Origin of the sequence: Cobetia sp. 3AK (genome assembly GCF_029846335.1) — a bacterium.
Taxonomy (GTDB): Bacteria; Pseudomonadota; Gammaproteobacteria; order Pseudomonadales; family Halomonadaceae; genus Cobetia; species Cobetia marina.
The window spans coordinates 23,456-35,733 of record NZ_JARWKR010000001.1 but is presented as its reverse complement, the minus strand read 5'-3'; the positions used below and the strand labels follow the sequence as shown (position 1 = coordinate 35,733).

The following is a 12,278-nucleotide window of genomic DNA, read 5'->3' as shown; positions in this document are numbered from 1 at the left end:
ATCTTGTCGGCAAACTGGTTGCCCAGGCCGCAATTTGGCGTTTTCGCTGGGTGCTTGGCTTCACATCGTTCTGATACAGGACTAAAATGGTCCCCAATTGATAACCCCGCAGTGGAGGCAAGATGCTGAAGCTTTCCAGAATGACCGATTATGCCGCCGTGGTGATGGCGCGCATCGCTCGCGAGCCGGAGTCGGCCCATGCAGCGATCGATCTCGCGGAAAGCGTTCAGTTGCCGCATCCCACCGTCAGCAAGACCTTGAAGGCGCTGGTACGCGCCGGATTGCTGGAGTCACGTCGTGGGGCGCAGGGGGGCTACCGTCTGGCGCGACCCGCCAGTGACATCACGGCCAGTGACATCATCAGCGCCATCGAAGGTCCAGTGGCCGTCACGGAATGCAGCCACGCCGATGGCGATTGCGAGCTGGTCAACACCTGTGGCGTGGCCGACAACTGGCAGAGAGTCTCGCGCGCCATCGGTGAACTGCTGGGCAGCGTGACGCTGGCACATCTGGCATCCACCACACCGCTGCGGATGCCGATCCAGTTGCCCATTCAGGCCGTCAGTCTCTACAGCGATGAAGAGGCTGACGGGGGAGCCCCCGACAAGGACAGCAGTGCAGGAAGCGCCGTCAACGGCATGTCCGGGCGCTGAATGCTCAGCCCCACGGTTGCGGGCCAGGCTTCAGAAATATTCGAATATTCGAGCTTCGCCGCAGTTGAGGCGGGGTGATCAGGAATCTGAACAGACCCGGAGCTTCTCCGGGAGAGGAGACCAGCATGGCGAGCCAGGAGATGGAGCAGCTTGTACAGCGAGAGTACAAGCAGGGCTTCGTGACCGACATCGAGAGCGACACCATTCCGCCGGGACTGGATGAGAGCGTGATTCGCTTCATCTCGGCCAAGAAGGGTGAGCCGGAGTGGATGCTGGAGTGGCGTCTGGATGCCTATCATCAGTGGCTGAAGATGAAGGCGCCGTCCTGGGCACACCTGGATTACCCCGAGATCGACTACCAGGCGATTTCCTATTTCAGCGCCCCGAAGAAGCCGGAAGATCGTCCGCAGAGTCTGGATGAGGTGGACCCCAAACTGCTGGAGACCTACGAGAAGCTGGGTATCCCGCTGCACGAGCGCGCCGCGCTGGCTGGCGTGGCGGTGGATGCGGTATTCGACTCCGTATCGGTGACCACCACCTTCAAGAAGGAACTGTCCGAGGCGGGCGTGATCTTCTGCTCCATCTCGGAAGCCATCCAGGACTACCCGGAGCTGATCAAGCAGTATCTGGGGACCGTCGTGCCCAAGGCAGACAACTACTTCACCGCGCTGAACGCGGCCGTCTTCACCGATGGCTCCTTCGTGTTCGTGCCGGAAGGCGTGACCTGCCCGATGGAGCTTTCCACCTACTTCCGCATCAACGCCGCCAACACCGGCCAGTTCGAGCGCACCCTGATCATCTGCGAGAAGCAGGCTCAGGTCTCGTATCTGGAAGGCTGCACCGCACCGCAGCGTGATGAGAACCAGCTGCACGCCGCCGTGGTCGAGCTGGTCGCGCTGGAAGATGCCTACATCAAGTACTCCACCGTCCAGAACTGGTATCCGGGCGATGAAGACGGCAAGGGTGGCATCTACAATTTCGTCACCAAGCGCGCCGATTGCCGCGGTGATCGTTCCAAGGTGTCCTGGACCCAGGTCGAGACCGGCTCCGCGATCACCTGGAAGTACCCGTCATGCATCCTGCGTGGCAAGGACAGTGTCGGGGAGTTCTACTCCGTCGCCGTCACCAATGGTCGCCAGCAGGCGGACACCGGTACCAAGATGATCCACATCGGTGAGGGCACCAAGTCCACCATCGTCTCCAAGGGCATCTCGGCCGGCAACTCCGAGCAGTCCTATCGTGGCCTGGTCAAGATCGGTCCACGGGCCAAGGGCGCGCGCAATTTCACCCAGTGTGACTCGCTGTTGATCGGCGATCGCTGTGGTGCGCACACCTTCCCGTATCAGGAGATCGGCAACGCCACCGCTACCGTCGAGCACGAGGCGACGACGTCCAAGATCGGCGAGGATCAGCTGTTCTACTGCCGTCAGCGCGGCATCAGCGAGGAAGATGCGGTCAACATGATCGTCAACGGTTTCTGCAAGGACGTCTTCCAGGAGTTGCCGATGGAGTTCGCCGTCGAGGCCGAGGCGCTGCTCAACGTCACCCTCGAAGGCGCCGTCGGCTAACGCCACAGCCTGTTTCGCATTCATCCCCATTCTTGAGGGCCGCTTGCGGGCGGCCTGTCAGCCAAAGGTATCATCATGCTCGTAGTCAAAGATCTGCACGTCTCGGTGGAAGGCAAGGAAATCCTCAAGGGGCTCGACCTGACCATCAACAAGGGTGAAGTCCACGCCATCATGGGGCCGAACGGTGCGGGCAAGTCCACGCTGTCCTCCGTGATCGCCGGCAAGGACGGTTATGAAGTGACCTCGGGCACCATCACCTATGAAGGTGAGGACGTGCTGGAGATGGAAGTCGAGGAGCGCGCGCGTGCCGGCCTGCTGCTGGGCTTCCAGTACCCGGTGGAGATCCCGGGGGTCAAGAATGTCTACCTGCTCAAGGCGGCGCTGAACGCCAAGCGTGAAGCCGAAGGCCTGGGCGAGATTCCGGCCCCGGAATTCATGAAGCTGATCCGCGAGAAGCTTGCCTTCATGCAGATGGATGCCAGCTTCCTGCAGCGTGCGGTGAACGAGGGCTTCTCCGGTGGCGAGAAGAAGCGCAACGAGATCCTGCAGATGCTGGTGCTGGAACCGAAGCTCGCCATGCTCGACGAGATCGACTCCGGTCTCGACATCGATGCGTTGAAGATCGTCGCCAAGGGCGTCAATTCCCTGCGCAACGAGAACCGCGCCGTACTGATGGTCACGCACTACCAGCGTCTGCTCGAGCACATCGTGCCGGACCACATCCACGTGCTGATGGATGGCCGCATCGTCAAGTCCGGCGACAAGTCGCTGGCCCTCGAACTCGAAGCCCAGGGCTATGACTGGCTGCAGGAGGAAACCGCGTAATGACAGCACTTGCTACCGCGTCCGTCCCCGGCAGCGAAGCCTTCGCCAGCGAATTCGCCGCGCGCAAGGCTCGCTTCGCGGCTGACCCGAGCTGGATGGCGGCGCGCCGTCAGGCCGGCATCGCCCGCTTTGAAGCGCTGGGTCTGCCGACTCGCAAGGTCGAGGCCTGGAAGTACACCGACACCCAGGCGCTGGGTCGCCAGCAATACCGTCTCGCCGACGATGCCCATCTCTCGGCGGCGGTGAAGGACGAGCTGGCGCTCGCCGTCGATGCTTACCGCCTGGTGTTCGTCGATGGTCTCTACAACGCCGAGCTTTCCGATGTGGCAGGTCTGCCCGACACCGTGCGTGTCGTGCCGCTGTCTGACGCCATCGTCAATCAGCCGGAAGTGATCGGCGGCTCGCTGAATCGCCTGACCGGTATCGACTTCACGCCCTTCGTGGCGCTGAACTCTGCCTTCACCGAAGAGGGTGCGGTGATTCAGGTCGGCCCTCGGACGGTGCTCGACAAGCCGGTCTATGCGCTGTTCCTGTCGCGCGCCGCCGTCGAAGGCGAGCCCGTGACCATGAGCCATCCGCGCCTGCTGGTGCAGCTGGGCAGCCGTGCCGAAGCCAGCGTGATCGAGCATCACATCGGCGAGACCGGCGCGACCAACTTCACCAACATGGTCAGCGAAGTGATGCTGGAGCGCGGCGCCGTGCTCAATCACTACAAGCTGGGTGAGGCCGCCACCGGCGAGACGCATATCGCCTCACTGCAGGTCGAGCAGCCGCGTGACAGCCAGTACCGCTCCATCAACCTGAATACCGGTGGTGGTCTGGTACGCAACGACATCGTCTGCGATCTCAACGGCAGCAATGCCCATGCGCGCCTCGATGGCCTGTTCTTCGGTCGTGATCGTCAGCACGTGGATACCCACTCGCTGGTCAATCACAACGAGGCTCTGACCTTCTCGGATGAGAACTACAAGGGCATCCTGGCCGACCGCGCACGTGGCGTCTTCAATGGCCGCGTGCTGGTCAAGCGTGACAGTCAGAAGATCGAGGCGCATCAGAACAACGCCAACCTGCTGCTGTCGGACCGCGCCGAGATCAATACCAAGCCGGAACTCGAGATCTACGCCGACGACGTCAAGTGCTCTCACGGCACCACGACCGGCCAGCTCGACGAGACGGCTGTCTTCGCACTGCGTGCGCGTGGCATCGATGAGCAGACGGCACGCGGCCTGCTGACCCTGGCCTTCGCCAATGAGGTCATGTCCGGTCTGGGCATCGACGCCATCGCTGAGCGTATCGAGCGCAGCGTCGCGGGTCGCCTGCCGTCACGCTTCCACCTCGATGAGCTGGTGGATCTGAGTGTCGAGCTGGGCGGTGGGGCCGTGGCGGTGGCGCGTGATGAGGACTTCGCATGAGCGCACTCGACAATCTGATGCTCGATGTCGTGCGGGTCCGCGAGGATTTCCCGATCCTCGAGCGTCGCGTGCATGGTGACGTGCCGCTGATCTATCTCGACAGCGCCGCCACCAGCCAGACGCCGACTGCCGTCATCGACGCGATGAGCGATTATTACCGCAACACCAATGCCAATATCCACCGTGGCCTGCACAGCCTGGCGGACGAGGCGACGGCCGCTTACGAAGGGACGCGCGAGAAGGTACGTGCCTTCATCAATGCGCGCCTGACGCGTGAAGTCATCTTCACGCGCGGCACCACCGAGGCGATCAACCTGGTTGCCAACAGCTGGGGTGCCAACTGGCTGAATGCCGGTGATGAAGTGCTGATCTCGGTAATGGAGCATCACGCCAACATCGTGCCCTGGCAGATGCTGGCGGAACGCCTGGATATCGTCATCAAGGTGATTCCGTGTGACGACGATGGCGTGCTCGACATGGCGGCCTACCGTGACCTGCTGGGCGAGAAGACGCGCCTGGTCTGCGTCAATCAGGTCTCCAACGCCCTGGGCAGCATCAACCCGGTGGCCGAGATGGCCAGGCTGGCGCATGCTCACGACGCGCTGATTCTGGTCGATGGCGCCCAGGCGGTGCCGCATCAGCAGGTCGATGTACGCGAGATCGACGCCGACTTCTATGTCTTCTCGGGCCACAAGATGTATGGCCCGACCGGCATCGGCGTGCTCTACGGCAAGGAAGCGCTGCTCGATGCCATGCCACCGTGGCAGGGCGGCGGCGAGATGATCCGCACGGTCTCGTTCGAGAACGGCACCCTGTTCGCGGATCTGCCGCACAAGTTCGAGGCTGGCACGCCGCCCATCGCCGAGGTCATCGGTCTGGGCAAGGCCATCGACTGGCTGGACTGCACCCACATGGCGCTGATCACGCGCTGGGAGCAGCAGCTGATGCGCCATGCCACCGAGCGCATGCGCGAAGTGGACGGGCTGCGCATCATCGGCAACTCGCCCGACAAGGCCGGCGCGATCTCCTTCGTGGTCGACGGTGCCCACGCCCAGGACATCGGTCTGCTGATCGATCAGCTGGGGGTCGCCATCCGGACCGGTCATCACTGCGCTCAGCCGGTGCTGCGACGTTTCGGTGTCGATGCCACCTGTCGCGCCTCCTTCGCGGCCTACAACACGCCGGAGGAGATCGACCTGTTCGTCGAGGCTCTGCAGCGCGTGCTGACCATGGTGCGCTGAGCATCCCCTGCGGTGGCCCTGACGGGCGCTGATCAATGAGGCTCGCGCATGGCGGGCCTCATTGCTATCGGCGCTTGCCAGGGGATGTTGTGACCCGCACATCCTGAGTGAACCCACAGTATTCTTGATCCGCATGGCTGTCATGCGGTTCGGCAAGGAGAGGGCATGAGCCACACTGAAGACCAGCTGGCCAGCCTCGGCAAGGGCCAGAAGATGCCGTTGCAGCGTGACGTGGAAGGTATCTCGGTACCCTTCGGCAAGTCGGTGACCCTGCATGAGGACGCGGTGGTCGAAGTCATGCAGGCCAAGGGCGGCACCGTCAGCGTGGCGTACGAGGGCCGCATGTACCTGATCGAGAGCTTCAGCCTCGATGCACTGGGACTGGACGCCGTGCCGCGCCCGCATCTGCCGGCCGGGCAGAGCGACGCCGAGATAGAGGCCTTCGTCTGGGCGCAGCTGCGCACCTGTTTCGACCCCGAGATCCCGGTGGACATCGTCGAGCTCGGGCTGGTCTATGGCTGTCGTATCGACACCCTGATCAGCGGCGAGAAGATGGTCAATCTGAAGATGACGCTGACGGCGCCGGGCTGCGGCATGGGCAACGTGATCGCCGAGGATGCCAAGCGCAAGATCCTGGGCGCGGAGGATGTCTCCAAGGTTCACGTCGAGATCGTGTTCTCGCCCCCCTGGTCGCGGGAGATGATGAGTGAAGAGGCGCGCCTTGAACTTGGCATGTTCTGACGCTGCGTGTCGCTCGGGCGCAATCGCGCAACGGGCGGCACGGCCGTCTTGACGGAACCTCTCGCGCCAACTGCTTTCCAAGCCGTGCCAAGGACTGCACCATGGCGCCGTCGTTGCGTCATGTGGCGTCGAAGATCGTGATTCTCTGCCAGCAAGGAATATCCCAATGCGCTACCCGACAGCCTTACGTGTCCTGACCGCCAGCCTGATCATGAGTACTGCCGTCAGTGCACAGGCGTCATGGACACTGGACAGCGATGCCTCGCAACTGAATTTCCAGTCCACCAAGATGAGCAAGGACGGTGCCAGCACCGTCGAGCAGCACGCCTTCGATTCCTGGCGTGCTCGCGTCAATGATGCGGGCCAGTTGTCGGTCGAGATCGACCTGGACTCTGCCGATACCGGTATCGAGATCCGTGATCAGCGTGTCAGCGAGAAACTCTTTGAGGCCGGTGACTATCCCCTGGCCGTGCTGACCGCGTCACTGGACATGCCGACGCTCAAGGTCATGGAGCCGGGCGATACCCAGCATGTCAGCCTGGAAGGGCAGCTGACGCTGCATGACAGTACCCAGACCCTGCCGGTGAGCCTGCAGGTGACACGTCTGCAGGGGGAGCGCTGGCTGGTGCAGACGGACGCGCCGGTGATGGTCGATGCCAGCCAGTTCTCGCTGGTGGATGGCATCCGTACCCTGCGTGACCTGGCGGGACTGGGCAACATCGCGACCCAGGTGCCGGTCAGCGTCAAGGCGATCATGACGCAGGAAGAGTGAGCCGACAGGCGTCTGCCCTGACCCCGTGGCCCTCGAGCCTGCAGGCGTCATCCCGCTGGTGTCGTGTGCATGGCTTGGGTAGGCTGGGCGCTCATGCTTGCATGATGCAGTGAATGGCGATATTCGGTAGTGACAGGCAAGGATGGGTGCGGGGAGCAGATGCGACGAGTGATCAAGCGGGCCGTGATGGCCATGATTGGCCTGTTGGTCGTGAGCCTGATGATAGTGGTCGGGCTCAATCTGTGGGTCGTGATGTCGACCCGTGATCGCATCGCGTCTTCCCCGCTGACCTGCGAAAGCCGTGAAGTGGGAATCGTCTTCGGGACCTCCCATGGCCTGGTGGGCGGAGGACGCAACCCGCACTATCAGGCTCGTCTCGACACCGCCGCCCAGCTCTACCGGCTGCATCGAGTGAGCAACCTGCTGCTGTCAGGGGACAATCGTACGCGTTATTACAATGAGCCGATGACCATGTGGCGTGACCTGCGTGATCGCAATGTGCCACAGCAGTTCATGACGCTGGATTACGCCGGATTCTCGACCTTCGATACGCTGGTGCGTGCGCACAAGGTCTTCGGTGTCGATCAGGCGGTGCTGGTCACGCAGCCCTGGCATCTACCACGGGCACTGTTCATCGCTGACGTGCTGGGGTTGGATGCCGTCGGCTGTCCGGCAGTTTCCGAGCGTCGGCCTGCGGGGCTGCGGCTGATGCTGCGCGAATGGCTGGCGCGTGCCGCCACGGTGGGGGATCTTTACCTGTGGGGCCGCAAGCCGCGTTTCCTGGGGCCGGCGGAGCGACTACCGACACCGGTATTGCCAGCCGTACCGGCCGTGTCAGGCAGTTGACGACAGCGGCTCAGCGTACCGGCCGGCCAACACGAAAAGCCCCCGTCTTCCGATAGGAAGCGGGGGCTTTTCGTGTCTGCTCGAGGCTTTTTCCGCTGAGCGGGCCCGAGGTCAGCCGGCGCGGCGGCGTGCCGCGATGCCGGTCTGGTGACGATAGAGCTCGCGAATCAATTGGCGGCAGTTGTGGAAGCACGCTTCCAGCACCTTCTCCATGCTGTCCGGGAGAGGATGCGTGAAGGCCGTCGAGCAGGCCTGCATCAGCACGCGCTCCTGTTCGAGCAGTTCGTTGATCAGAACCTGATTGTCATTGCTGACGATGCTCTTCAGGCGACTCCACAGCCACATGTAGTCATCACGCTCGACATCAGCGTCTCGCGGCATCAGGCTCAGATGCTTGCGCGTCTCGACTTCCAGCGCCTGCTTGAGCTCCACGCGCCGGGCATAGAAGGGTTCAAAGGCCTTCAGCAGCCCGGGACGCAGCCGTTCGGCGTTGTCCTCGAAATAATCAAGACTGTCTGCCAGGGCTTCCTGGACGCTATCCATCGCCACCTGGCGATTGTCGAGAAACATGGGCGGTCACCTCCTCCGTCAGGAGAGATTGTGCGGGTGAAAACAGTGTTTTTCTACCCCTGATGTGCAGAAAGTCCTGATATTTCTTCCCGTAGCGTCAATCCACTCATTTTACGACAGTTCGATGACGTTATCGTGACGTCCGACAGTGTCACGGCTGTCCGTGATCAGCGTCATGTCTCCCCGAATGCTCAGGCAAGCCGGCGGCATCTCACCCCTTGGGCTTGGGCGGGATCTTCCTGGCGGGTGCGGCGGACTTGGCGATGTGGTCGATGATCGTCCCCGCGATGTCCTTGCCGGTTGCCGTTTCAATGCCCTGCAGACCCGGTGAGGAGTTCACTTCCATGATCACCGGACCATGGTTGGCGCGCAGCAGGTCGACACCGGCGACGGCCAGGCCCATGGCCTTGGCGGCGCGGATGGCGGTGGAGCGCTCTTCCGGCGTGATGCGAATCTCGCTCGCGGTGCCGCCACGGTGCAGGTTGGAGCGAAACTCGCCATCGGCGGCCTGGCGCTTCATGGAGGCGACCACCTTGTCACCCACCACCAGGCAGCGGATGTCGGCGCCGCGCGCCTCCTTGATGTATTCCTGCACCATGATGTTGGCTTTCATGCCCATGAAGGCCTGGATCACGCTCTCGGCGGCCTGATTGGTCTCGGCGAGTACCACCCCGATGCCCTGGGTGCCTTCCAGCAGCTTGATGACCAGCGGCGCGCCCTTGACCATGGTGATCAGGTCGGGGATGTCATCCGGCGAATGCGCGAAGCCGGTGACCGGCAGGCCCAGCCCCTTGCGAGACAGCAGCTGCAGCGAGCGCAGCTTGTCACGCGAGCGCGCGATGGCCACGGAGTCGTTGACCACGTAGGTACCCATCATCTCGAACTGGCGCAGTACCGCACAGCCATAGAAGGTGACGGAGGCGCCGATGCGTGGCACTACGGCGTCGAAATGCTCGATCTCGGCACCCTTGTAATGGATGGAGGGGCGGTGCGAGGCGATGTTCATGTAGCAGCGCAGCGTGTCCACGACGCGTGCGGTATGCCCGCGGGCTTCGGCTGCCTCGATCAGGCGGCGAGTGGAGTAGAGGCGGGAATTGCGCGACAGGATACCGATATGCATGAAATCCTCCAGAGCCGAAAGGGCCGTCAGGAATGAGAAGGTGGCGAAAGGATGAAAGAGGTGCGTCAGGAGGCGTCTTGCGCGAGCGCCGCGAAGGCGGCGTGCCCGTTCGAGTCATGCCGGGGGCGAGTCTTGCGCAATGTGAAGGTCGTCAGGGCTCGCCATGCAGATAGGCGGCACCCGGTGCCACCAGCAGGCGACGCAGTGCACGGCGCCCCAGCAGGATGGGGTGGCGCATCTGGGAGCGATCGACCAGTGTCATGTCGATGTCGTAGTCGAGCCCGGCGAGCTGCATGCGGGAGCGAATCACGTAGCGCCACTGTGCCTGACCGTTGGAAGACCTGACCCGACGCCGGTCGTGGACCCGTGTCTCGACATCATGGGGCGGAGAATCACTGCCGCCACTGCGCGTGATGAAGCGTACCCACAGGTCTTCATCCTTCTCGAAGACCTCGATGTTCTCTGCGTGCAGTGCGCTCGAGTGCGCGCCAGTGTCGATCTTGGCGTTGAGGTGCAGATGCAGCTCCGGCAGCTCGATCAGTTCACGCCGCCCGACGACGGCTCGCGGTCGAAAGCCGAGCAGATCGTGGTTCAGGGATCTGAGATCCAGAGGCGGTGCCTTGTGAGCGTGATGACGAGCAGGGGTCTTGGAATGCGGCATGTTTCATCCTGAATCAGAGGGCATGACCTGGCCTGGAGGTCGGGTCACGGCATGAAAGGCACCGTGGTGATCGCAATGGCGCGTGGCAGACAGCGGGATTGCGACCAGACGGGCGCGCAGCATAGTCACTTACCGTATCAGCAGCAATCCTTGTTGGCATATCTTTGGCTGCGAGCAGCGCCGCTCCCGTGCCTGGCGCCTTGCAGAGCGCTTTCACCGGGCAGTTCTCGCGCACGATGATCAGGCCTCTCCCAAGTGTCGTGGGTTATGCGCATGATCTCAAGGACTGTGATGCTCACCTGTCGCTTGCGCTGGCGACCACCGGGCAAGGTGCTGGGCCTAGAGCTAGGCATAGGGCTGGGCCTGGGGCCGAACGAGGTACGTGGCGCAGTGCCGGGCACGAGCCGAGAGGAGAGATTGGCCAGGACGGGCCGGCAGGGGATTGGCCATCAGGACCGGCGAGGGCGGCGGGTCCTGATGGCAGGGCTGGCTCAGAGGCTCAGTAATTCAGAGGCTCAGTAATTCAGTGGCTCAGTGGCGTTGCGTCGGCGCCACCGTCCGGCCGGTGAGCGACGCCAGGGCGAGCCCCAGGGCGCTGTCGGGTTCGGCGTTGCGCAGCGTCATCAGTACCGGCAGACGCAGACGCGGAATCAGCGCCAGATCACGGGCGAGAGCCTGGAAGCTGGCTTGCGGGCAGTTGGCCAGTCGCACGAGGAAGGTCGGCAGGCGCTCGGCATCTTCCAGATGGGCATAACCGCGTGCGGCGATCGCGACCAGCACATCCACGCTGGCGGCGCTCTCGTCCGCCAATAGCATATCCAGCCATTCGGCGGCCGCTGGCAGGGGGCTGGCAGCCGCTGCACGCAGGCAGGCGCACAGGGTTTCCAGGTCTCCCAGCTCCCGTGCCGTCTGACCGCGGCGAATCAGACTGTCGAGCAGCTCCGCCTCCAGACTGTCCGTCAGCGGACTGGCCAGCTGCGGATGGGCCGGGGGAGCCTGCTCCAGGCACAGGGCGAGCGCGCGCAGCGGCGTGTCGGGAAGATAGCCGATCCGTTCGATCATCGCCTCGGCAAGTTCATTGGTGAACTCACCGCGACGCGTCAGCCCATCGGCGATGCCCTGCAGGCCAACGCTGGGCCAGTCATCAAGGGGCAGTTGCGCGGCGAGATAGCGTTCCGCCTGTTCGTAGTACTGACTGGCAGGGCGATCACAGTCGATGCTGGCGCGGGCATGCAGCATGGCGCGCAGGCTGTCATCTGGAGTGAAGGCCAGGGGATTGTCCTGCATCAGGTTGTCGATCTTGCCTGCCTCGGCCTGCAACAGGTCAGAACGACCGACGCTCAGTGCCGTCTGGCCGAGTGTGGTCAGCAGGCGTTCGAGGAATGCATCTCGTTGCGGCGGAGAAAGCCGGCCTTCTTCATCCAGCGGCAGGGCCAGAAACCATACCAGTGGATCGTCGATGCCGGCGGGTCGGAAGACGCACGCCAGCCGGGCCTGTCCCTTGAAAGGTTGCGACCACGGCTGTTGCTGGGTCTCGAAGGCTTCCAGCTCTTCAAGGCTCAAGGGGGACAGGATGCGCCCCAGATGATAAAGGTACACGTCAGCACCGGTGCGCTGGAAGAAGTTGCTCAGGGAGGAGAGTGGAGTCATGAGGCTCACCGCTGCGGTTGGGCTCCCCGGACGCAGTACGCGTCCGGGACGACCTGAGATTGGGCGTGATATCGGCAAGGATACGCCAAGAATGGCTGAGACTTTAGCGATTCGCCTCTTGGCATGCCACCCGCGAAGGCTATCGCGCATTGTCGCAACACCTTGATTGCAGAAGGATTGCCGGCTATGGGGCCTTTGGGAGACGTCCTGGTGGCTCGC

12 protein-coding genes are annotated in these 12,278 nt (G+C 63.0%); 8 read left to right on the top strand and 4 right to left on the bottom strand.

Going from position 1 to position 12,278, the window contains the following annotated elements:
• Positions 1 to 122 precede the first annotated feature (122 nt).
• From QD228_RS00170 to QD228_RS00135, 8 genes are all read left to right on the top strand, one after another.
• A complete protein-coding gene (locus QD228_RS00170; protein WP_279874016.1) occupies positions 123 to 653 on the top strand; it encodes an SUF system Fe-S cluster assembly regulator in 531 nt (176 codons plus the stop codon).
• A 125-nt stretch (positions 654 to 778) separates the two neighbouring features.
• Entirely contained in the window at positions 779 to 2,221 is a 1,443-nt protein-coding gene (sufB, locus tag QD228_RS00165; protein ID WP_077372510.1) for a Fe-S cluster assembly protein SufB, read from the top strand.
• A 75-nt stretch (positions 2,222 to 2,296) separates the two neighbouring features.
• Positions 2,297 to 3,046: a Fe-S cluster assembly ATPase SufC gene (gene sufC / locus QD228_RS00160; protein WP_077372513.1), complete on the top strand. Its 750-nt coding sequence runs from the start codon at positions 2,297 to 2,299 to the stop codon at positions 3,044 to 3,046.
• Positions 3,046 to 4,458 (top strand): Fe-S cluster assembly protein SufD, encoded by a 1,413-nt coding sequence (gene sufD / locus QD228_RS00155; protein WP_279874014.1) that lies wholly within the window; start codon positions 3,046 to 3,048, stop codon positions 4,456 to 4,458. The genes sufC and sufD overlap by 1 nt, the downstream gene beginning before the upstream one ends.
• Positions 4,455 to 5,699, top strand: coding sequence for a cysteine desulfurase (locus tag QD228_RS00150; RefSeq protein WP_077372519.1), 1,245 nt, complete (start codon positions 4,455 to 4,457; stop codon positions 5,697 to 5,699). Before sufD ends, QD228_RS00150 begins: the two co-directional genes overlap by 4 nt.
• 165 nt (positions 5,700 to 5,864) lie before the next feature.
• Entirely contained in the window at positions 5,865 to 6,440 is a 576-nt protein-coding gene (gene sufT, locus QD228_RS00145; protein WP_084209050.1) for a putative Fe-S cluster assembly protein SufT, read from the top strand.
• Positions 6,441 to 6,606: 166 nt separating this feature from the next.
• The gene (locus QD228_RS00140; protein WP_136938173.1) at positions 6,607 to 7,212 is read left to right on the top strand and encodes a YceI family protein; all 606 of its coding nucleotides are present in this window, start codon (positions 6,607 to 6,609) and stop codon (positions 7,210 to 7,212) included.
• 219 nt (positions 7,213 to 7,431) lie between these two features.
• A complete protein-coding gene (locus tag QD228_RS00135) occupies positions 7,432 to 8,058 on the top strand; it encodes an ElyC/SanA/YdcF family protein (protein WP_240499750.1) in 627 nt (208 codons plus the stop codon).
• Positions 8,059 to 8,169: 111 nt separating this feature from the next.
• On the opposite strand, the gene QD228_RS00130 is transcribed toward QD228_RS00135, so the two are convergent.
• From QD228_RS00130 to QD228_RS00115, 4 genes are all read right to left on the bottom strand, one after another.
• Positions 8,170 to 8,628, bottom strand: a complete 459-nt coding sequence (locus QD228_RS00130) for a hypothetical protein (protein ID WP_077372529.1) — start codon at positions 8,626 to 8,628, stop codon at positions 8,170 to 8,172.
• A gap of 211 nt (positions 8,629 to 8,839) precedes the next feature.
• Positions 8,840 to 9,748, bottom strand: a complete 909-nt coding sequence (gene rimK / locus QD228_RS00125) for a 30S ribosomal protein S6--L-glutamate ligase (protein ID WP_279874012.1) — start codon at positions 9,746 to 9,748, stop codon at positions 8,840 to 8,842.
• Positions 9,749 to 9,899: 151 nt separating this feature from the next.
• Positions 9,900 to 10,409 carry a RimK/LysX family protein gene (locus QD228_RS00120; RefSeq protein WP_077372535.1) on the bottom strand — a complete coding sequence of 170 codons (510 nt, stop codon included), beginning with the start codon at positions 10,407 to 10,409 and terminating at the stop codon, positions 9,900 to 9,902.
• Between the two features lie 531 nt (positions 10,410 to 10,940).
• Complete coding sequence (locus QD228_RS00115) at positions 10,941 to 12,059, bottom strand: DUF3549 family protein (RefSeq protein ID WP_279874010.1); 1,119 nt, start codon at positions 12,057 to 12,059, stop codon at positions 10,941 to 10,943.
• Positions 12,060 to 12,278 lie beyond the last annotated feature (219 nt).

Excerpts from the sequence above, each read along its gene's own strand:
- QD228_RS00170 (WP_279874016.1), top strand. The coding sequence starts at position 123 with ATGCTGAAGCTTTCCAGAATGACCGATTATGCCGCCGTGGTGATGGCG.
- sufB (WP_077372510.1), top strand. The coding sequence starts at position 779 with ATGGCGAGCCAGGAGATGGAGCAGCTTGTACAGCGAGAGTACAAGCAG.
- sufC (WP_077372513.1), top strand. The coding sequence starts at position 2,297 with ATGCTCGTAGTCAAAGATCTGCACGTCTCGGTGGAAGGCAAGGAAATC.
- sufD (WP_279874014.1), top strand. The coding sequence starts at position 3,046 with ATGACAGCACTTGCTACCGCGTCCGTCCCCGGCAGCGAAGCCTTCGCC.
- QD228_RS00150 (WP_077372519.1), top strand. The coding sequence starts at position 4,455 with ATGAGCGCACTCGACAATCTGATGCTCGATGTCGTGCGGGTCCGCGAG.
- sufT (WP_084209050.1), top strand. The coding sequence starts at position 5,865 with ATGAGCCACACTGAAGACCAGCTGGCCAGCCTCGGCAAGGGCCAGAAG.
- QD228_RS00140 (WP_136938173.1), top strand. The coding sequence starts at position 6,607 with ATGCGCTACCCGACAGCCTTACGTGTCCTGACCGCCAGCCTGATCATG.
- QD228_RS00135 (WP_240499750.1), top strand. The coding sequence starts at position 7,432 with ATGATAGTGGTCGGGCTCAATCTGTGGGTCGTGATGTCGACCCGTGAT.
- QD228_RS00130 (WP_077372529.1), bottom strand. The coding sequence starts at position 8,628 with ATGTTTCTCGACAATCGCCAGGTGGCGATGGATAGCGTCCAGGAAGCC.
- rimK (WP_279874012.1), bottom strand. The coding sequence starts at position 9,748 with ATGCATATCGGTATCCTGTCGCGCAATTCCCGCCTCTACTCCACTCGC.
- QD228_RS00120 (WP_077372535.1), bottom strand. The coding sequence starts at position 10,409 with ATGCCGCATTCCAAGACCCCTGCTCGTCATCACGCTCACAAGGCACCG.
- QD228_RS00115 (WP_279874010.1), bottom strand. The coding sequence starts at position 12,059 with ATGACTCCACTCTCCTCCCTGAGCAACTTCTTCCAGCGCACCGGTGCT.